21 protein-coding genes and 2 pseudogenes are annotated in these 17,709 nt (G+C 68.1%); 2 read left to right on the plus strand and 21 right to left on the minus strand.

Translation table 11 applies throughout. The annotated features are described in order from the left end of the window. Nucleotides 1–11: 11 nt before the first annotated feature. The 15 genes and pseudogenes from rplE to HS109_15290 all read right to left on the minus strand — a co-directional run bounded on the left by rplE (nt 12) and on the right by HS109_15290 (nt 7,453). On the minus strand, nt 12–551 hold the full coding sequence (rplE, locus tag HS109_15220; protein MBE7523718.1) for a 50S ribosomal protein L5: 540 nt from the start codon (nt 549–551) through the stop codon (nt 12–14). Between the two features lie 10 nt (nt 552–561). Continuing rightward, on the minus strand, nt 562–879 hold the full coding sequence (gene rplX / locus HS109_15225; protein ID MBE7523719.1) for a 50S ribosomal protein L24: 318 nt from the start codon (nt 877–879) through the stop codon (nt 562–564). A gap of 11 nt (nt 880–890) precedes the next feature. Further along, nucleotides 891–1,259, minus strand: a complete 369-nt coding sequence (rplN, locus tag HS109_15230) for a 50S ribosomal protein L14 (GenBank protein MBE7523720.1) — start codon at nt 1,257–1,259, stop codon at nt 891–893. Between the two features lie 252 nt (nt 1,260–1,511). After that, complete coding sequence (rpsQ, locus tag HS109_15235; GenBank protein ID MBE7523721.1) at nt 1,512–1,796, minus strand: 30S ribosomal protein S17; 285 nt, start codon at nt 1,794–1,796, stop codon at nt 1,512–1,514. Continuing rightward, complete coding sequence (rpmC, locus tag HS109_15240; protein MBE7523722.1) at nt 1,793–1,999, minus strand: 50S ribosomal protein L29; 207 nt, start codon at nt 1,997–1,999, stop codon at nt 1,793–1,795. Before rpmC ends, rpsQ begins: the two co-directional genes overlap by 4 nt. Nucleotides 2,000–2,010: 11 nt before the next feature. Continuing rightward, nucleotides 2,011–2,424 (minus strand): 50S ribosomal protein L16, encoded by a 414-nt coding sequence (gene rplP / locus HS109_15245; GenBank protein MBE7523723.1) that lies wholly within the window; start codon nt 2,422–2,424, stop codon nt 2,011–2,013. Continuing rightward, entirely contained in the window at nt 2,408–3,127 is a 720-nt protein-coding gene (rpsC, locus tag HS109_15250) for a 30S ribosomal protein S3 (GenBank protein MBE7523724.1), read from the minus strand. Before rpsC ends, rplP begins: the two co-directional genes overlap by 17 nt. 9 nt (nt 3,128–3,136) lie before the next feature. After that, entirely contained in the window at nt 3,137–3,478 is a 342-nt protein-coding gene (gene rplV, locus HS109_15255; GenBank protein ID MBE7523725.1) for a 50S ribosomal protein L22, read from the minus strand. Nucleotides 3,479–3,486: 8 nt separating this feature from the next. Further along, nucleotides 3,487–3,789: a 30S ribosomal protein S19 gene (gene rpsS, locus HS109_15260; GenBank protein MBE7523726.1), complete on the minus strand. Its 303-nt coding sequence runs from the start codon at nt 3,787–3,789 to the stop codon at nt 3,487–3,489. A gap of 3 nt (nt 3,790–3,792) precedes the next feature. Further along, nucleotides 3,793–4,626: a 50S ribosomal protein L2 gene (rplB, locus tag HS109_15265; protein MBE7523727.1), complete on the minus strand. Its 834-nt coding sequence runs from the start codon at nt 4,624–4,626 to the stop codon at nt 3,793–3,795. Nucleotide 4,627: 1 nt separating this feature from the next. Next, complete coding sequence (gene rplW, locus HS109_15270; GenBank protein MBE7523728.1) at nt 4,628–4,957, minus strand: 50S ribosomal protein L23; 330 nt, start codon at nt 4,955–4,957, stop codon at nt 4,628–4,630. Continuing rightward, nucleotides 4,954–5,577: a 50S ribosomal protein L4 gene (gene rplD / locus HS109_15275; protein MBE7523729.1), complete on the minus strand. Its 624-nt coding sequence runs from the start codon at nt 5,575–5,577 to the stop codon at nt 4,954–4,956. Before rplD ends, rplW begins: the two co-directional genes overlap by 4 nt. Nucleotides 5,578–5,579: 2 nt before the next feature. Next, entirely contained in the window at nt 5,580–6,236 is a 657-nt protein-coding gene (rplC, locus tag HS109_15280; GenBank protein MBE7523730.1) for a 50S ribosomal protein L3, read from the minus strand. Nucleotides 6,237–6,395: 159 nt separating this feature from the next. After that, nucleotides 6,396–6,707: a 30S ribosomal protein S10 gene (gene rpsJ, locus HS109_15285; GenBank protein MBE7523731.1), complete on the minus strand. Its 312-nt coding sequence runs from the start codon at nt 6,705–6,707 to the stop codon at nt 6,396–6,398. A gap of 102 nt (nt 6,708–6,809) precedes the next feature. After that, nucleotides 6,810–7,453: pseudogene (locus HS109_15290) on the minus strand (hypothetical protein). A 15-nt stretch (nt 7,454–7,468) separates the two neighbouring features. On the opposite strand from HS109_15290, the gene HS109_15295 reads away from it, so the two are divergent. Continuing rightward, entirely contained in the window at nt 7,469–7,696 is a 228-nt protein-coding gene (locus HS109_15295) for a hypothetical protein (GenBank protein MBE7523732.1), read from the plus strand. Between the two features lie 320 nt (nt 7,697–8,016). On the opposite strand, the pseudogene fusA reads toward HS109_15295, so the two are convergent. The 4 genes and pseudogenes from fusA to HS109_15315 all read right to left on the minus strand — a co-directional run bounded on the left by fusA (nt 8,017) and on the right by HS109_15315 (nt 11,733). Continuing rightward, nucleotides 8,017–10,140 (minus strand): annotated as a pseudogene (gene fusA, locus HS109_15300) (elongation factor G). A gap of 121 nt (nt 10,141–10,261) precedes the next feature. Further along, nucleotides 10,262–10,732 (minus strand): 30S ribosomal protein S7, encoded by a 471-nt coding sequence (gene rpsG, locus HS109_15305; protein ID MBE7523733.1) that lies wholly within the window; start codon nt 10,730–10,732, stop codon nt 10,262–10,264. Between the two features lie 30 nt (nt 10,733–10,762). Next, entirely contained in the window at nt 10,763–11,140 is a 378-nt protein-coding gene (rpsL, locus tag HS109_15310) for a 30S ribosomal protein S12 (GenBank protein ID MBE7523734.1), read from the minus strand. A gap of 332 nt (nt 11,141–11,472) precedes the next feature. After that, nucleotides 11,473–11,733 carry a hypothetical protein gene (locus HS109_15315; GenBank protein MBE7523735.1) on the minus strand — a complete coding sequence of 87 codons (261 nt, stop codon included), beginning with the start codon at nt 11,731–11,733 and terminating at the stop codon, nt 11,473–11,475. A 192-nt stretch (nt 11,734–11,925) separates the two neighbouring features. On the opposite strand from HS109_15315, the gene HS109_15320 reads away from it, so the two are divergent. Beyond that, nucleotides 11,926–12,846, plus strand: a complete 921-nt coding sequence (locus HS109_15320) for a LysR family transcriptional regulator (GenBank protein ID MBE7523736.1) — start codon at nt 11,926–11,928, stop codon at nt 12,844–12,846. A gap of 6 nt (nt 12,847–12,852) precedes the next feature. Here HS109_15320 and HS109_15325 read toward each other — a convergent pair whose 3' ends face one another. Both HS109_15325 and rpoC read right to left on the minus strand, forming a co-directional pair. Continuing rightward, nucleotides 12,853–13,227: a DUF805 domain-containing protein gene (locus tag HS109_15325; protein MBE7523737.1), complete on the minus strand. Its 375-nt coding sequence runs from the start codon at nt 13,225–13,227 to the stop codon at nt 12,853–12,855. 137 nt (nt 13,228–13,364) lie between these two features. After that, nucleotides 13,365–17,591, minus strand: coding sequence for a DNA-directed RNA polymerase subunit beta' (gene rpoC, locus HS109_15330; GenBank protein MBE7523738.1), 4,227 nt, complete (start codon nt 17,589–17,591; stop codon nt 13,365–13,367). Between the last annotated feature and the right edge of the window lie 118 nt (nt 17,592–17,709).

Below are 17,709 nucleotides of genomic sequence, written 5' to 3' on the forward strand. Positions count from 1 at the left end.
GGCGTGGGCTCTCAGTTCTTGAACGGGAAACGGAACGCGGAGAGCAGCGCCTTGGCTTCGGCGTCGGACTTCGCGCTCGTCGTGATCGTGATGTTCATCCCGCGGAGCGTGTCGATCTTGTCGTACTCGATCTCCGGGAAGATGATCTGTTCCTTGACGCCCATGTTGTAGTTCCCCTGGCCGTCGAAGCCGCGCCCCGACACGCCGCGGAAGTCGCGGACGCGGGGCAGCGCGATCGAGATCAGCCGGTCGAGGAACTCGTACATGCGGTCGTGCCGCAGCGTCACCATGCAGCCGATCGGGTAGCCCTCGCGGATCTTGAACCCGGCGATCGCCTTGCGGGCCTTCGTCACCACCGGCTTCTGGCCGGCGATCTTCTGCATGTCGGCGACCGCGTTCTCGAGGAACTTCTTGTCGCCCGTCGCCTCGCCGACGCCCATGTTGAGGACGATCTTCTCGATCCGGGGAACCTGCATCACCGACGCGTAGCCGAACTGCTTGACCAGCGCGGGCACGACTTCCTTGCGGTAGTAATCCTTCAGGCGGGCCATCGTTCTCTCCTCATGCCCCGATCTGCTCGCCGTTCGACTTGAAGAAGCGGACCTTGCGGCCGTCCTCCAGCGTACGGAAGCCCACGCGGTCCGCCTTCTGCGTGACCGGGTTCCAGATCGCCACGTTCGAGACGTGGATCGGGACTTCCCGCGTCACGATGCCGCCCGGCTGGTTCTTCAGCGGGTTCGGCCGCGTGTGGCGCTTCACCGTGTTGACGCCGTTGACGACGACGTGCGAGGCATCGACGACGCGCGAGACGTCGCCGCGCTTGCCCTTGTCGCGGCCCGTGAGCACGACGACGTTGTCGCCCTTCCTGATCTTGCGCATGGCGACGCTCCTTACAGGACTTCGGGCGCGAGCGACACGATCTTCATGAATCGCTCGGTGCGCAACTCGCGCGTCACCGGCCCGAAGATGCGCGTGCCGATCGGCTCCAGCTTGGGATTGAGCAGGACCGCCGCGTTGCCGTCGAAACGCACGCGGGCGCCGTCGTCGCGGCGCACGCCCTGGCGCGTCCGCACGACCACGGCGTTGTAGATCTCGCCTTTCTTGACGCGACCGCGCGGCGCGGCGTCCTTGACGCTCACCTTGATCACGTCGCCGATGTGCGCGTAGCGGCGCTTGCTGCCGCCCAGCACCTTGATACACATGACCGAACGCGCGCCCGTATTGTCGGCGACGTCCAGCACCGTCTGCATCTGGATCATGACTGACACGCTCTCCAACTTGATCCGCGTTCGCGGCGCCGGGGCCGGCGCACCGGCCCGGCCCGCGGGCGACCTCGCGCGGCCAGTTTTGGACCCCGTACGGGGAGGATTCCGCCCGGGGGCCGACCGTCCAGCGCCCAGCGCGGAGAATCCGCTATTATGGCAGGGAACCTCTGGTTTCGCAAGTCCTGCGGCGCCCGCCCCCGGCGACCCTGCGGGCCCGCGCCCGCCCGATCCGCAGACGCCCGCCGATCAGGCGATCTGCCCCTTCTCCAGCACCTTCGACACGCGATAGGCCTTGGTCTTCGAGAGCTTGCGGGTGGCCTCGATCTCGACCAGGTCGCCCGACTTGCACTCGTTGCCCTCGTCGTGCGCGTGATACTTGTGCGAACGCGTGATGATCTTGCCGTACAGCGGATGGCGGACCCGGCGCTCGACCAGCACCGTGACCGTCTTGTTCATCTTGTCGCTGACGACGCGGCCGGTCAGCGTGTGACCGGTCTTCCGCGCCGCGCCCTGCGTCGCCTGGTCGTTCATGCCTGGCCCGCCTTCTGTCCGATGAGAGTCTTCACCCGGGCGATGCCGCGCCGGACGTCCTTGAGCTTCGCCGGGTTCTGCAATTGCTGCGTCGCCTTCTGCATCCGCAGGCCGAACTGCTCCCTGTAGAGCGCGTTCAACTCGGTGGCGAGTTCCGCCGCCGACTTCGCCCTGAGGGCCTTCTTCGCTTCCGATCGCTTCACGTCGGCCTCCGTCAGCTCACCAGGCGGTGGACGAACGCGGTCCGGAGCGGCAGCTTCGCCGCCGCGAGCGCGAACGCCTCCCGGGCCAGCGCCTCGTCGACGCCGTCCATCTCGTAGAGCACCTTGCCGGGCTGGATCTCGGCGACCCAGTACTCCGGGTTGCCCTTGCCGTTGCCCATGCGGACTTCCGCCGGCTTCTTCGACACCGGCTTGTCCGGGAAGATGCGGATCCAGATGCGGCCGCCGCGCTTGATGTGGCGCGTCATCGCCCGCCGCGCCGCCTCGATCTGGCGAGCGGTGAGACGGCCTCGGGTGGTCGCCTTCAGGCCGTACTCGCCGAACGACACCTTGGCGCCGACCGTCGCGAGCCCGGTGTTGCGGCCCTTCTGTTCCTTGCGGTACTTCCTTCTAGCTGGCTGCAGCATTCTTCGCTCCTGCGCGGCGCGGCCGCTTCGGCGCTTCGGGGGCCGGCGCCGGCGCCGCCGCCGGTTCCGCGTTGTGCGCCATCACCTCGCCCTTGAACACCCAGACCTTGATGCCGATCTTGCCGTAGGTCGTGCGCGCCTCGGCGAACCCGTAGTCGATGTCGGCGCGCAGCGTGTGCAGCGGCACGCGTCCCTCGCGGTACCACTCGCTCCGCGCGATCTCGGCGCCGTTGAGCCGCCCGGCGCTCATCACCTTGATGCCCTGCGCGCCCAGGCGCATGGCGTTCTGCATCGCGCGCTTCATCGCGCGGCGGAACATGATCCGCTTCTCGAGCTGCTGCGCGATCGACTCCGCGACGAGTTGCGCGTCGATCTCGGGCTTGCGGATCTCCTCGATGTTGAGGCCCACGTCCCCGCCCATCATGCGGCGCAGGTCGGCGCGCAGCGTCTCGATGTCCTCGCCCTTCTTGCCGATCACCACGCCCGGACGGGCGCTGTGGACGGTGATACGCGCGTTCTTGGCCGGACGCTCGATGGTGATGCGCGCGACGGAGGCGTGCGACAGCTTGCGCTTCAGGTACTCGCGGACGCGGATGTCCTCGCCGAGCGTGGCGCCGAAGTTCTTGCTGTTGGCGTACCAGCGCGACGACCAGTTGCGCGTGACCGCGAGGCGGAAGCCGGTCGGATGGATTTTCTGACCCATGTCGGTCCCTTACTTGGCTTTCCCGTCGCCGACGACGACGTGGATGTGGCAGGTCTGCTTGCCGATCGTGTTGCCGCGGCCCTTGGCCCTGGCGCTCATGCGCTTCCGCGTCTCGGCCCGGTCGACGTAGATCGTCGTGACCTTGAGTTCGTCGATGTCCGCGCCGTCGTTGTGCTCGGCGTTCGCGATCGCGCTCTCGAGGACCTTCCGGATGATCTTCGCGCCCTTCTTCGGCGAGAACGCGAGGAGATCGAGCGCGCGGCCGACCGGCATCCCGCGGATCTGGTCGGCGACGAGCCGGCCCTTCTGGGCCGACAGGCGGACGCCGCGCAGCGTGGCTTGGGTTTCCATCGCGTCCCTCACTTCCTCTTCGCCGGCGGCTTCGCGGGCGTCGCGACCTTCTTGTCGGACGAGTGTCCCTTGAAGGTGCGCGTCATCGCGAACTCGCCCAGCTTGTGGCCGACCATGTTCTCGGACACGTAGACCGGGATGTGCTGCTTGCCGTTGTGCACGGCGATCGTCAGGCCGACGAAGTCGGGCGTGACGGTCGAGCGGCGCGACCAGGTCTTGATCGGCTTCTTGTCGTTGGTCGCGCGCGCGGCCTCCACCTTCGACTGCAGGTGCAGGTCGACGAACGGTCCCTTCTTGATCGAACGTGCCATCGCTTATCCCTTCGTCGCGTGCCGGCGGCGGACGATCATGCCGTCCGTGCGCTTGTTCTTGCGCGTCTTGTAGCCCTTCGCCGGCGTGCCCCACGGCGAGACCGGGTGGTGCCAGCCGCCGCCGCCGTTGGTGCGGCCACCCATCGGGTGGTCGACCGGGTTCATCGAGATGCCGCGCACCGTCGGACGAATGCCGCGCCAGCGGTTCGCGCCGGCCTTGCCGATCGAGCGCAGGCTGTGTTCCTCGTTGCCGACCTCGCCGATGGTCGCGCGGCAGTCGACGTGGACCTTGCGGATCTCGCCGGAACGGAGCCGGAGCTGCGCGTGGATGCCTTCGCGGGCGAGCACCTGCACCGCCGCGCCGGCCGAGCGCGCGAGCTGGGCGCCGCGGCCCGGCTGCAGCTCGACGCAGTGCACCGTCGTGCCGACCGGGATGTTCCGCAGCGGCAGCGCGTTGCCCGGCTTGATGCCGGCCTCACCGCCCGACACGAGCTCGGTGCCGACCGCGACGCCGCGCGGAGCGATGATGTAGCGCCGCTCGCCGTCCCTGTAGCAGAGGAGCGCGATGTTCGCGCTGCGGTTCGGATCGTATTCGAGCCGCTCCACCTTCGCCGGGATGCCGTCCTTGTCGCGGCGGAAGTCGATGATCCGGTAGTGGTGCTTGTGTCCGCCGCCCTTGTGCCGCGTCGTGATGTGGCCGTGGTTGTTGCGGCCCGACCCGCGCTTCTGCGACTCGGTGAGCGCGTCGACCGGCCGGCCCTTGTGCAGGGCCGGGTTGACGACCTTGACGAGCGTGCGGCGCCCGGCGGAGGTCGGCTTGACTTTGACGAGTGCCATCTCAGGCCTCCTGCGCGAAGTTGATTTCCTGGCCGGCCTTCAGGCACACGTACGCCTTCTTCCAGTGGCGGCGACGGCCGACGAAACGGCCGAACCGCTTCTCCTTGCCGCGCACGTTGCTGATCTGGACGCTGTCGACCTGGACCTTGAACATCAGCTCGACCGCGGCCTTCACCTCGGGCTTCGTCGCGTCCTGCGCGACGCGGAAGACGACCTGCTCGTGCTTGTCCGCGAGCATCGTCGCCTTCTCCGAGATGATCGGGGCGAGCAGCACGGTCATCAGCCGCTCCTGCGCGAACTTCGTGGGGGCGGTGGTGCGGGGCGCGTTCATCCGAGCATCTCCTCGAACTGGCCGACGGCCGCCTTCGTGAGCAGCACGTGGTTGAAACGGACGAGGCTCACGGGATCCACCTCGCGCGCCTCCAGGACCAGCACGTCCGGCAGGTTGCGCGACGCGAGGAACACGTTCTCGTCGAGCCGGTCGGTCACGACGAGTACCGTGCCCTCGAGACCCAGGCTCTTCACCTTCTTCGCGAACGCCCGCGTCTTCGGGGAATCGGCGGCGATCGCGTCGATCACCTTCAGGCGCTCCTCGCGCACGAGTTGCGACAGGATCGACGCGATTCCGGCGCGGTACATCTTGCGGTTGACCTTCTGCTCGAAGTTCTCGTCGGGCAGGTTCGGGAAGATCCTGCCGCCGCCGCGCCACAGCGGGCTGTTCGCCTGGCCCGCGCGCGCGCGGCCGGTGCCCTTCTGCTTCCACGGCTTCCTGTGCGACTTGTTGACCTGGCCGCGCGACTTCTGCGCGCGCGTGCCCTGCCGGCCGTTCGCCCGGTAGGCGGTGACGACCTGGTGGATCAGCGCCTCGTTGTAGGCGCGGCCGAACAGTTCGTCGGAGGCGGCGACCTTCGTGGGCGCCTGGCCGTCCTGGTGGATGAGCTCGAGTTCCATCGTCACGCCCCCTTCTTCGCCGGCGTCTTCACCGAGGGACGCACGATCACCGCGCCGCCGTCCGCGCCCGGGACCGAGCCCCGGACGAGCAGCAGGCCGCGCTCCTTGTCGACACGGACGACAGGCAGCGTCTGCACGGTGCGCGTCGCGCTGCCGTACTGTCCGGCCATCCGCTTGCCCGGGAACACGCGGCCCGGATCCTGCGCCATGCTGATCGAGCCCGGCGTGTTGTGCGACACCGAGTTGCCGTGCGACGCTCGGTTCGAGCTGAAGTTGTGGCGGCGGATCACGCCGGTGAAGCCGCGACCCTTGGTCGTGCCGGTCACGTCGACGAGCTGGCCGGCCGAGAACGTGTCCGCGCCGACCACGTCGCCCGGTTTGAGCTGCGAGGCGACGTCCGCGCTGACCGGGAACTCGCGCAGCAACTCGCCGGCTTCCACGCCGGCCTTCGCGACGTGTCCCGCCAGCGGTTTCGCCACGCGCGACGGGCGGCGCTTTCCGTAGGCGACCTGCACGGCCACGTAGCCGTCGGTCTCCCGGCTCTTGATCTGGGTGACGCGGTTGCCGCCGACGTCCAGCACGGTCACGGGAACGGCGGTGCCGTCCTCCGCGAACACGCGGGTCATCCCGACCTTGCGTCCGACGAGTCCGAGTGACATGTCCATTACCTCTCTTGGTCTTGGCCGCTTCCTCGCGGAGGCGGTGCCGGCTGCTATTGGCCGGCGTCATGGCGGGAAGGGGGAAGGGTGAAGGGGGAAGGGTGCGCCGCGCCGGCCGATCACCCTTCTCCCTTCCCTCTTCTCCCTTCCCTTACTTCCTCACTGCAGCTTGATCTCCACGTCCACCCCCGCCGGCAGGTCGAGCTTCATCAACTGGTCGACCGTCTTGTCGGTCGGGTCGATGATGTCCATCAGGCGCAGGTGCGTGCGGATCTCGAACTGGTCGCGCGAGGTCTTGTTCGCGTGCGGCGAGCGCAGGACGTCGAAGCGCTCGATCTTCGTCGGCAGCGGCACCGGGCCGCGCACGACCGCGCCCGAACGCTTCGCCGTCTCGACGATCTCGAGCGCCGACTGGTCGATCAGCTTGTAGTCGAACGCCTTGAGACGGATGCGGATTCTCTGGTTCTGCATGTGTGTTCCTTCGGCCAGCAGTCAGGAGTCAGTTGTCGGTTGTCAGTCGCGACGCCGCTGCGCCGCTCTTGCTGCCAACTGCCAACTGTCAACTGCCAACTGTCACTCGATGACCTTCGCCACCACCCCGGCGCCCACCGTCCGGCCACCCTCGCGGATCGCGAAGCGCAGCCCCTCCTCCATCGCGATCGGCGCAATCAGCGTCACCACCATCCCGATGTTGTCCCCGGGCATCACCATCTCCGTCCCCGCAGGCAGCTCGCAGCTCCCCGTCACGTCCGTCGTCCGGAAATAGAACTGCGGCCGGTACCCCGGGAAAAACGGCGTGTGCCGGCCTCCCTCGTCCTTCGACAGCACGTACACCTCGCAGCTGAACTTCGTGTGCGGCGTGATCGAGCCGGCTTCGACAGCACCTGCCCCGCTCCACCTCCTCACGCTTCGTGCCCTCAGCAGCACCCCGACGTTGTCCCCGGCCTGCCCCTGATCGAGCAGCTTGCGGAACATCTCCACCCCGTGCACACCGTCTTCGCCGTCGGCTTCAGCCCCACGATCTCCAGCTCGTCGCCCACCTTCACGATCCCGCGTTCCACCCGGCCCGTCACCACCGTCCCGCGGCCCGAAATCGAGAACACGTCCTCCACCGGCATCAGAAACGGACCGTCCACCGCCCGCTTCGGCTCCGGTATGTAACTGTCCAGCGCCTCCGCCAGCTTGAGATCGACCTCCCATCTCCCGTCTAGCGCCAGCTGACAGACCTCGTGATGCCGGCCGGTCTGTCGGGCCGCGACCTCGCGGGTCGCTTGCAGAGCCAGGATCCGGGCCTCGCCGTCATCATGACGAGCGGCTACAGCCCGGACATCTTCGGGACTGCGCTCGAGCTCGACCCGAACCAGGTCTTCCTGGTCAAGCCGGTCGCGCGCCACGAGCTGCTCGCCGCGGTGAGGCGTTCTCTGGACGCGTCGCACTCGCGGAGGTCGGTCAAGGCGTAGCGGCCGCCTCGAGGACAGAAGGGCGGAGGGCGACGACGGCGGTGGTGGACCTCGAGGTGCACCGGTGCGCCCGGGGGCGAGAAACGAGGAAGCACGGAGGCGTGGAGTCACACGGAGGGCACGGGGTAAGCGCCCCGAGGAGACCTGCTCCGTGCCATCTCCGTGACTCCGTGGTTGTTGCCGGTTCGGAGGTCTATTCGGCCGCCGGTTGCCTCGAAAGACAAAGGCCCGGACTCTTTCGAGCCGGGCCTTGTGTCGTGGCAACCGGAGCGCGGCTCACGCGGCCTGGCTCGGTGGCCAGGTCGCGCGAAGCCCAGGGATCACTCGTCGTCTTCGACGGCGAGCTTGCTGCCGAACTCCTCGCGCAACACCTTGCTGACGTCGGGGGGCACCGGGGCGTACTTGGAGAACTCCATGGAGAACTCCGCCTTGCCCTGGGTCGCCGACCGCAGCACGGTCGAGTAGCCGAACATCTCGGAGAGCGGCACCTCGGCCTCGACGCGGGCGAAGCCGTCCTCTTCCGAGGAGCCGATGAGGATGCCGCGGCGCTGGTTGATGGTGCGCATGATGGCGCCCGAGAACTCGCCCGGACCCTCACACGCGAGCTTCATGATGGGCTCGAGGATGACGGGCTTGGCCTGCGGTTAGGCCTGGCGGAAAGCGCCACGACCGGCCGCCTGGAAGGCGTTGTCGGACGAGTCGACCGCGTGGCTCGCGCCGTCGAGGACGACGAACTTCACGTTGACGACGGGGAAGCCGATGAGGCGACCCTTGGCCATCTGCGCCTTGAAGCCCTTCTCGACCGAGGGGGTGAACTCGGTCGGGATGTTGCCGCCGGTGACCTTCCACTCGTAGACCATCTCGGGCTCGCCCTCGGCGGTCGGCTCCATGTAGCCCACGACCTTGCCGTACTGGCCGGAGCCGCCGGTCTGCTTCTTGTGCGTGTAGTCGTGCTCGACCGTCCTGCTGATGGTCTCGCGGTAGGCCACCTGCGGCGCGCCGACGTTCGCCTCGACGCCGAACTCGCGCTTCATGCGGTCGACGAGGATCTCGAGGTGCAGCTCGCCCATGCCGGAGATGATCGTCTGGCCCGACTCCTCGTCGGTGCGAACGCGGAAGCTCGGGTCCTCCTGCGCCAGGCGGTTGAGGGCGATGCCCATCTTCTCCTGGTCGGCCTTGGTCTTCGGCTCCACGGCGACGTGGATCACCGGCTCGGGGAACACCATCTTCTCGAGCGTGATGATCTTGCCCGGGTCGCAGAGCGTGTCGCCGGTGGTCGCCTCCTTCAGGCCGACCGCGGCCGCGATGTCGCCCGCGCGCACTTCCTTGATGTCCTCGCGCTGGTTGGCGTGCATCTGCAGGATCCGCCCGATGCGCTCCTTTCGGCCCTTCACCGGGTTGTAGATCGTGTCGCCCGAGTTCACGACGCCCGAATAGACGCGGAAGAACACGAGCTGCCCGACGTACGGATCGGTCATGATCTTGAACGCGAGTCCGGAGAACGGATCTGCGTCGTTGGCCTTGCGCTCGCCCTCCTTGCCGTCCTCGAGTTCGCCGGTGACCGGCGGGATGTCGCTCGGCGCGGGCAGGTAGTCGATCACGGCGTCGAGCATCGCCTGCACACCCTTGTTCTTGAACGCGGTGCCGCACAGCATCGGCACGACCTCGTTCGCGATCGTGCGCAGGCGCAGGCCCAGCTTGATCTCCTCGGCCGAGAGCTCGCCCGACTCGAGGTACTTGTTCATCAGCTCCTCGTTCGCCTCGGCGGCGCTCTCCACCATCTTCTCGCGCCATTCCTTCGCGACGTCGACGAGATCGGCGGGGATGTCGCTCACCTCGAACTTCGTCCCCTGCGACGCCTCGTCCCAGGTGATCGCCTTCATGCGGACGAGGTCGACGACGCCGGCGAACGTGTCCTCGGCGCCGATCGGCACCTGGATCGGCACCGGGTTCGCTTTGAGGCGCGTCTTCATCTGGTCGTGGACCTTGAAGAAGTTCGCGCCGACGCGGTCCATCTTGTTGACGAACGCGAGCCGCGGGACCCGGTACTTGTTCGCCTGGCGCCAGACGGTCTCCGACTGCGGCTGCACGCCGCCGACCGAGTCGTACACCATGCAGGCGCCGTCGAGCACGCGCATCGAGCGCTCGACCTCGATCGTGAAGTCGACGTGCCCCGGCGTGTCGATGATGTTGATCCGGTGCTCGGGGAACTTGCCGTCCATGCCCTTCCAGAAGCAGGTCGTCGCGGCCGACGTGATCGTGATGCCGCGCTCGCGCTCCTGCTCCATCCAGTCCATCACCGCTGCGCCGTCGTGGACCTCGCCCAGCTTGTGGGAGACGCCGGTGTAGAACAGGATGCGCTCGGTGGTCGTGGTCTTCCCGGCATCGATGTGCGCACTGATGCCGATGTTCCGGTACCGCTCGATGGGCGTGGTTCTTGGCACTGTCGTGTTCCGGCGCGCGGATTCCGCGGTGCTGCTGCGCGGGGCGGCGGGCCGTCCTGTCGCTGGGGGCTGTTGTTGTCGGTCGTTCGGGGCGTCGTAGGGCAAGGCGCGCTCGCGGCGGTCAGAAACGGAAATGCGAGAACGCCTTGTTCGCCTCGGCCATGCGGTGGACTTCCTCGCGCTTCTTCACCGCGCCGCCGCGGCCCTCGGAAGCGTCGAGCAGTTCGCCGGCGAGGCGGGCGCCCATCGACTTCTCGCCGCGCTTGCGCGCGGCCTCGCGCAGCCAGCGCATCGCGAGCGCGACGCGGCGGACCGGGCGGACCTCGACGGGAACCTGGAAGTTGGCGCCACCGACGCGACGGCTCTTGACCTCGACCATCGGCTTGGCGTTCTGCAGCGCCTGCGTGAAGACTTCCAGCGGATCCTTGCCGCCCTTCTTGCTGATCGAATCGAACGCGCCGTAGACGATGCGCTCGGCCACCGACTTCTTGCCGGCGGTCATCAGCACGTTCATGAACTTGGCGACCTCGACCGAGCCGTACTTGGGGTCGGCCAGGATGTCGCGCTTGGGGACTTCTCTGCGTCGGGGCATGGTGTCTCCGCGTTCCTTCGTCTACGTCGGTCAGCCGGCCTTGGGCCGCTTGGCGCCGTACTTCGAGCGCGACTGCTTGCGGTCCTTCACGCCGGCGGTGTCGAGGCTGCCGCGCACCATGTGGTAGCGGACGCCCGGCAGGTCCTTCACGCGTCCGCCGCGGATCAGCACGACCGAGTGTTCCTGCAGGTTGTGGCCCTCGCCGCCGATGTAGCTGATCACCTCGAAACCGTTGGTGAGGCGAACCTTCGCCACCTTGCGGAGCGCGGAGTTCGGCTTCTTCGGCGTCGTCGTGTAGACGCGGGTGCACACGCCGCGCTTCTGCGGGCTCTGCTGGAGCGCCGGAACCTTGCTCTTCGTCACCGCGGGCTTGCGGCCCTTGCGCACGAGTTGATTGATAGTGGGCATCTAAGGTCTTCCGCCAGTTGTCCTGAGTGTGCGTCCGCCGGGAATCGCGACGGCGCAGGGCTCATCGTGCATGCAACAAATCAAAGTGGCCCGAGCGCGCGTGCCGCTGCCGCTGGGGCCACCTCGTCGCGCCGCGGAGCGGTCGAAGGCCCCCGCGAGACCTCCCGCGGGGCCCCGGCGCGCCGGGTACGCCGCCTTCCGGCCGGGCTTGCGGCCGCCGGAGGGCGAAAAGACCGAGATTATAGGGACATTTTGCGCGCTGCGTCAACGTCCATGCGCGACGCGGGGGGCTCCCCGCAGCGCGGCCGGGAGCCCGCCCCGAAGTGCGCCGTTCAGGCGAAGAAAGAATGCCGCTCGAGCGCCCGGAGGCGCCGTTCGACATCGGCGATGTCGGCGGAATGGGCGAGATGGCGCTCGATCTGGCGCTGGCGCCAGCGCCAGTGCGCCGTCTCCAGGCGGTCGAGGAACGAGCCGCGCGGACGGGTCGCGCCGGAGGTCGACGTCGGCACCGCGGGGTTCGCGAGGAGCCCGGCGGCCAGGAGATCGAACAGGGAAGTGACGGAGCCCGAATCGGAGACAAGTGAGTGCTTCATGACGGTCCTTTCGGCCAGATCGGCCCAAAAACGTGCACCACGATCGTGTCGCAGCGCACAGGAAGATCATGGCCCCGCGCCACAGGCATTTCAAATAGTCGTTTTGGATCAACTCCATAAAATATTCAGATCGGCGGATCTTGCATTGCTGCGCCGCAGCATTCATCATGGGGCCATCACCAGGAACCCCCGATGGAGCTCTATCAGCTCAGAAGCTTCGCCACGGTCGCCGAACTCGGGCACCTGACCCGGGCCGCCGAGCGCCTCCACGTCAGCCAGCCCGCGGTCTCAGCCCAGATCAAGGCCCTCGAGGACGACCTCGGCCTCGCGCTGTTCCAGCGCAGTGCTTCCGGCATGGCGCTCACCCCGGCAGGCGCCCGACTGCTGCCGCTCGCGTCCCGGATCATCGGCGCAGCCACCGAGTTGCGCAGCCGGGCGTCGGCGCTGCGCGGCGAGGTCGCCGGCCACCTGCGCGTCGGCACGCTCGCCGACCCCGAGTTCCTGCGCCTGCCTGACCTGCTCGCGCGCGCGGTCGAGCGGCACCCGCTCCTCCACCTCGAGTTGCGCCATGAAGTCACCGGGGAGGCGTTCCGCAAGGTGGTCGAGGGCGAACTCGACGCGAGCTTCTACTACGGCGAGCTCGCCCACCCTGCGGTCGCTCCGTTCGCGCTCTGCACGGTGAGCTACATCGTCGTCGCGCCTGCAGCCTGGGCGAGCCGGGTTCGCGACGACGACTGGGAGAGCGTCGCCGCGCTCCCCTGGGTGATGACCCCGGCGATCAGTTCGCACCATGCGCTCGCGCAGACGCTGTTCGCGGGTCGCGGCCGGGTGCCCGAGACGATCGTCGAAGCCGACAACGAGACGGTCGTGCGTTCGCTCGTCGTGGCCGGACTGGGTGCCGGCCTGATGCGGGAGGACCTCGCCGACACCGCCGTGCGCGCCGGCGACGTGGTCGCGTGGAAGGGTGCGCGCCTCGACACGACGCTCCAGTTCATCGTGCCGCGCGACCGCGCGGACGATCCTGCCATCGCGGCGCTCGCGGGACTGGTGCGCGACGGCTGGCCGGATGCCCCGCGCGCGGCGGCGGCCGCGAGCGTCGCGGCCGTCGACTGACCGTCGTCAGGCGGAGGCCGGCACTTCCTTCGGATTCGGCCCCCAGGCGTTGCTGCCGGGCTGCCCGTCCTGCACGAAGAACCAGATCAGCACGATCGCGCCGACGATCGGGACGAAGCCGATCAGGAGCCACCAGCCGCTGCGGCCGGTGTCGTGCAGGCGCCGCGCGCCGACCGCGAGATGCGGAATGAACATCGCGAGCGCGAAGAGCGAGGAGAGCATCCCGTAGCCGCCGTCCGATCCGAACCCGAGCATCCGCTCGATACCCATCAACACGATCTCGATCAGCACGACGAACAGCACGAAATACCAGTACTCGCTGCGCCGCGACCGCCCGGAGAACTGCGCGTACTTCCGAAGCGCCATCAGGTACCAGTTCATGTCGTCTCCCGTTCCGGCGTCGAGGCCGAAGCGCGAAGGATAGTCGGCTGCGCCGGCGAGTCAACCCGCCCGGCGCGAGGTTCGGAAAAAAACGGGGCCGGCGGTCGCCCGCCGGCCCCCGGTCGATCGAATGCGCGTCAGGCCGCGTTCGCCGCCGCCTCCGCTGCGGCAGCGGCGGCCTGCTGCGCCTCCGCTTCCGCCGCCGCTTCCATCAGCGCGGCCTCCGGGCCGAGCGATTTCTGGCGCTTGCGAGCGTTGTGGTGCGCGAGGCCGGTGCCGGCCGGGATCAGGCGCCCGACGATCACGTTCTCCTTGAGTCCGCGCAGGTCGTCGCGCTTGCCCATGATCGCCGCCTCGGTGAGCACGCGCGTCGTCTCCTGGAACGAGGCCGCCGAGATGAACGAGTCGGTCGACAGCGAGGCCTTGGTGATGCCGAGCAGCATGTACTCGAACGTCGCCGGCTGCTTGCCCTCCGCGGTCACGCGATCGTTCTCGTCGAGGAGGTCCGAACGCTCGACCTGTTCGCCGGGAATGAACTTCGTGTCGCCGGCGTCGTCCACCTGGACGCGCCGCAGCATCTGCCGCACGATCACCTCGATGTGCTTGTCGTTGATCTTGACGCCCTGCAGCCGGTAGACGTCCTGCACCTCGTCGGTCACGTAGCGCGCGAGTTGCTCGACGCCGAGGAGCCGCAGGATGTCGTGCGGGTCCGCCGGGCCGTCGACGATCATCTCGCCCTTGTTCACCACCTGGCCGTCGTGGACCGTGACGTGCTTGTCCTTCGGGATCAGGAACTCATGCGGCTGGCCGTCGAGGTCGGTGATGACCAGGCGCTGCTTGCCCTTCGTGTCCTTGCCGAACGACACGGTGCCGGTGACCTCCGCGAGCATGCCCGCGTCCTTCGGCGAGCGCGCCTCGAAGAGTTCCGCCACGCGCGGCAGGCCGCCGGTGATGTCGCGGGTCTTCGAGGTCTCCTGCGGGATCCGCGCGAGCACCTCGCCGACCGCCACCTGCTGGCCGTCCTTCACCGTGATGATCGAGCCGAGCTGGAAGGTGATGTTGACCGCGTGGTCGCTGCCCGCGAGCATGATCTCGCTGCCGGCGTCGTCCAGCAGCTTGACCTGCGGGCGCACGCCGCGCGCCGAGCCGGTGGCCCGGCGCTTCGGATCGATGACCACCAGCGTCGACAGCCCGGTCACGTCGTCGACCTGCTTGGCGACGGTCACGCCCTCCTCCACGTTCTCGAACTTCACGCGGCCCGCGTACTCGGTCACGATCGGCCGGGCGGTGGCGTCCCACTGCGCCAGGACCCTGCCCGCCTTGACGACGTCGCCGTCCTTCACCTGCAGCGTCGCGCCGTAGGGCAGCTTGTGGCGCTCCCGCTCGCGTCCGCTGTCGTCGTGGATCATCACCTCGCCCGAGCGCGCGATCACGACCAGTTCGCCCTTCGCGTTGGTGACGTAGCGCATCAGCGCCGAGAAGCGCACCGTGCCGGCCGACTTCGACTCGATCTGCGAGGCCGCCGCGGTGCGCGACGCCGCGCCGCCGATGTGGAACGTGCGCATCGTGAGCTGGGTGCCCGGCTCCCCGATCGACTGCGCGGCGATCACGCCGACGGCCTCGCCGACGTTGACCAGGTGCCCGCGGCCGAGGTCGCGCCCGTAGCAGGTCGCGCACAGCCCGTAGCGGGTGTCGCAGGTGAGCGGCGTGCGCACCTTGACCTCGTCGATGCCGAGGGCCTCGATGCGATCCACTTCGTCCTCGCCCAGGAGCGTGCCCTTCTCGAACAGCGTTTCCTGCGTCTCCGGATTCACGATGTCCGCCGCGGCCGCGCGGCCGAGGATGCGCTCGCGCAGCGGCTCGATGACCTCGCCGCCCTCGACCAGCGCCTTCATCGCGACGCCGTTGCCGGTGCCGCAATCGCCCTCGGTGACGACGAGGTCCTGCGTCACGTCGACCAGCCGGCGCGTGAGGTAGCCGGAGTTCGCCGTCTTGAGCGCGGTGTCGGCGAGACCCTTGCGCGCGCCGTGCGTGCTGATGAAGTACTGCAGCACGTTCAGGCCCTCGCGGAAGTTCGCGGTGATCGGCGTCTCGATGATCGAGCCGTCCGGCTTCGCCATCAGGCCGCGCATGCCGGCGAGCTGCCGGATCTGCGCCGCCGAGCCCCGCGCGCCCGAGTCCGCCATCATGAAGATCGAGTTGAACGACGCCTGGCGCGCCGCCTTGCCCTCGCGGTCGGTCACCTCGATCTCGCCCAGCTGGTTCATCATCGCCTTCGCGATGTCGTCGCCGGCGCGGCCCCAGATGTCGACCACCTTGTTGTAGCGCTCGCCCTGGGTGACGAGGCCCGAGGTGTACTGCGCCTCGATCTCCTTCACCTCGCGCTCGGCCTGCTCGATGATCGCGTGCTTCTGCGCGGGCACCAGCATGTCGTCGGCGGCGAACGAGATGCCGCCGCGCGTCGCGAGCCCGTAGCCCGCCTGCATCAGCTTGTCGGCGAAGATCACCGTCTCGCGCAGGCCGCAGCGGCGGAAGCTCGCGTTGATGAGGCGGCTGATCTCCTTCTTCTTGAGCGGCTTGTTGATGTTCTCGAACGCGAGCCCCGGCGGCAGGATCTCGGACAGGAGCGCCCGTCCGACCGTCGTCTCGTAGCGCTTCGTGGTCACGACGCGCGCGCCGCTCTCGTCGATGCGCCTGCCGACCTCGCGGATGCGCACCGTGATCTTCGCGTGCAGCTCGGCCTGGCGCGACTCGTAGGCGCGCGCGACCTCGGCGACGTCGGAGAAGCGCATGCCCTCGCCCGCGGCGCCGATGCGCTCGCGCGTCGCGTAGTAGAGACCCAGCACGATGTCCTGCGACGGCACGATGCACGGTTCGCCGTTCGACGGCAGCAGCACGTTGTTCGAGGCGAGCATCAGCGTGCGCGCCTCCATCTGCGCCTCGAGCGACAGCGGCACGTGCACCGCCATCTGGTCGCCGTCGAAGTCGGCGTTGAACGCCGTGCAGACCAGCGGGTGGAGCTGGATCGCCTTGCCCTCGATCAGCACCGGCTCGAAGGCCTGGATGCCGAGGCGGTGCAGCGTCGGCGCGCGGTTGAGCAGCACCGGGTGCTCGCGGATCACGTCCTCGAGGATGTCCCAGACCACCGGTTCCTGGCTCTCGACCATCTTCTTCGCGGCCTTGATCGTGGTCGCGAGGCCCATCGTTTCGAGCTTGTTGAAGATGAACGGCTTGAAGAGTTCCAGCGCCATCAGCTTCGGCAGGCCGCACTGGTGGAGCTTCAGTTGCGGACCGACGACGATGACCGAGCGCCCCGAGTAGTCGACGCGCTTGCCGAGCAGGTTCTGGCGGAACCGGCCGCCCTTGCCCTTGATCATGTCGGCCAGCGACTTGAGCGGCCGCTTGTTCGCGCCGGTCATCGCCTTGCCGCGACGGCCGTTGTCGAGCAGCGAGTCCACCGCCTCCTGCAGCATCCGCTTCTCGTTGCGGACGATGATGTCCGGCGCCTTCAGCTCGAGCAGCCGCTTCAGGCGGTTGTTGCGGTTGATGACGCGCCGGTAGAGGTCGTTGAGATCCGAGGTCGCGAAGCGGCCGCCGTCGAGCGGCACCAGCGGACGCAGCTCGGGAGGCAGCACCGGCAGCACCTCGAGGATCATCCACTCCGGCTTGATCCCCGACTTGTGGAACGCCTCGAGGACCTTGAGGCGCTTCGCGATCTTCTTGATCTTGGTGTCGGAGGTCGTGCCCTCGAGCTCCTTGCGCAGCCTCTCCACCTCGTGGTTGACGTCGAGGCCCTTCAGGAGCTCGCGGATGCCCTCGGCGCCCATCGAGGCCTGGAAGTCGTCGCCGTGCTGCTCGAGTTTCGCGAGGTAGTCGTCCTCGGTCAGGAGCTGGCCGCGGTTGAGCGGCGTGAGTCCCGGATCGGTCACGACGAACGCCTCGAAGTAGAGCACCCGCTCGATGTCGCGCAGCGTCATGTCGAGCACCATCCCCATCCGGGACGGCAGGCTCTTCAGGAACCAGATGTGGGCGACCGGGCTGGCGAGCTCGATGTGGCCCATGCGCTCGCGCCGCACCTTGGCGAGCGTCACCTCGACGCCGCACTTCTCGCAGATCACGCCGCGGTGCTTGAGGCGCTTGTACTTGCCGCACAGGCACTCGTAGTCCTTGACCGGCCCGAAGATCTTCGCGCAGAAGAGTCCGTCCCGCTCCGGCTTGAACGTGCGGTAGTTGATCGTCTCCGGCTTCTTGACCTCGCCGTACGACCAGGAGCGGATCTTCTCGGGCGAGGCGAGCCCGATCCGGATCGCGTCGAATTCCTCTTCCTGCGTGACCTGCTTGAACAAATCGAGCAGTGCTTTCATGTGCGCTTACCTCGTCGTTGTTTCCTGGAGGGAAGGGAGAAGGGGAAAGGAGTTCGGGGAAGGGAGAAGGGGGAAGGGAGAAGGGTGTACGTGCCGATTCGCGTCACCCTTCCCTCTT

It is taken from the genome of Burkholderiales bacterium (assembly GCA_015075645.1).
Lineage (GTDB): Bacteria > Pseudomonadota > Gammaproteobacteria > Burkholderiales > Casimicrobiaceae > VBCG01.

Bases quoted from the DNA above. Each gene is read 5' to 3' on its own strand.
- HS109_15295 (MBE7523732.1), top strand. From the start codon at position 7,469: ATGCCGGCCGGTCTGTCGGGCCGCGACCTCGCGGGTCGCTTGCAGAGC.
- rpsQ (MBE7523721.1), bottom strand. From the start codon at position 1,796: ATGAACGACCAGGCGACGCAGGGCGCGGCGCGGAAGACCGGTCACACG.
- rplE (MBE7523718.1), bottom strand. From the start codon at position 551: ATGGCCCGCCTGAAGGATTACTACCGCAAGGAAGTCGTGCCCGCGCTG.
- rpsG (MBE7523733.1), bottom strand. From the start codon at position 10,732: ATGCCCCGACGCAGAGAAGTCCCCAAGCGCGACATCCTGGCCGACCCC.
- rplV (MBE7523725.1), bottom strand. From the start codon at position 3,478: ATGGAAACCCAAGCCACGCTGCGCGGCGTCCGCCTGTCGGCCCAGAAG.
- HS109_15320 (MBE7523736.1), top strand. From the start codon at position 11,926: ATGGAGCTCTATCAGCTCAGAAGCTTCGCCACGGTCGCCGAACTCGGG.
- rpsL (MBE7523734.1), bottom strand. From the start codon at position 11,140: ATGCCCACTATCAATCAACTCGTGCGCAAGGGCCGCAAGCCCGCGGTG.
- rplD (MBE7523729.1), bottom strand. From the start codon at position 5,577: ATGGAACTCGAGCTCATCCACCAGGACGGCCAGGCGCCCACGAAGGTC.
- rpsC (MBE7523724.1), bottom strand. From the start codon at position 3,127: ATGGGTCAGAAAATCCATCCGACCGGCTTCCGCCTCGCGGTCACGCGC.
- rplX (MBE7523719.1), bottom strand. From the start codon at position 879: ATGCGCAAGATCAGGAAGGGCGACAACGTCGTCGTGCTCACGGGCCGC.
- rpoC (MBE7523738.1), bottom strand. From the start codon at position 17,591: ATGAAAGCACTGCTCGATTTGTTCAAGCAGGTCACGCAGGAAGAGGAA.
- HS109_15315 (MBE7523735.1), bottom strand. From the start codon at position 11,733: ATGAAGCACTCACTTGTCTCCGATTCGGGCTCCGTCACTTCCCTGTTC.
- HS109_15325 (MBE7523737.1), bottom strand. From the start codon at position 13,227: ATGAACTGGTACCTGATGGCGCTTCGGAAGTACGCGCAGTTCTCCGGG.
- rplN (MBE7523720.1), bottom strand. From the start codon at position 1,259: ATGATCCAGATGCAGACGGTGCTGGACGTCGCCGACAATACGGGCGCG.
- rplW (MBE7523728.1), bottom strand. From the start codon at position 4,957: ATGAACGCGCCCCGCACCACCGCCCCCACGAAGTTCGCGCAGGAGCGG.
- rplC (MBE7523730.1), bottom strand. From the start codon at position 6,236: ATGTCACTCGGACTCGTCGGACGCAAGGTCGGGATGACCCGCGTGTTC.
- rpsS (MBE7523726.1), bottom strand. From the start codon at position 3,789: ATGGCACGTTCGATCAAGAAGGGACCGTTCGTCGACCTGCACCTGCAG.
- rplB (MBE7523727.1), bottom strand. From the start codon at position 4,626: ATGGCACTCGTCAAAGTCAAGCCGACCTCCGCCGGGCGCCGCACGCTC.
- rpsJ (MBE7523731.1), bottom strand. From the start codon at position 6,707: ATGCAGAACCAGAGAATCCGCATCCGTCTCAAGGCGTTCGACTACAAG.
- rplP (MBE7523723.1), bottom strand. From the start codon at position 2,424: ATGCTGCAGCCAGCTAGAAGGAAGTACCGCAAGGAACAGAAGGGCCGC.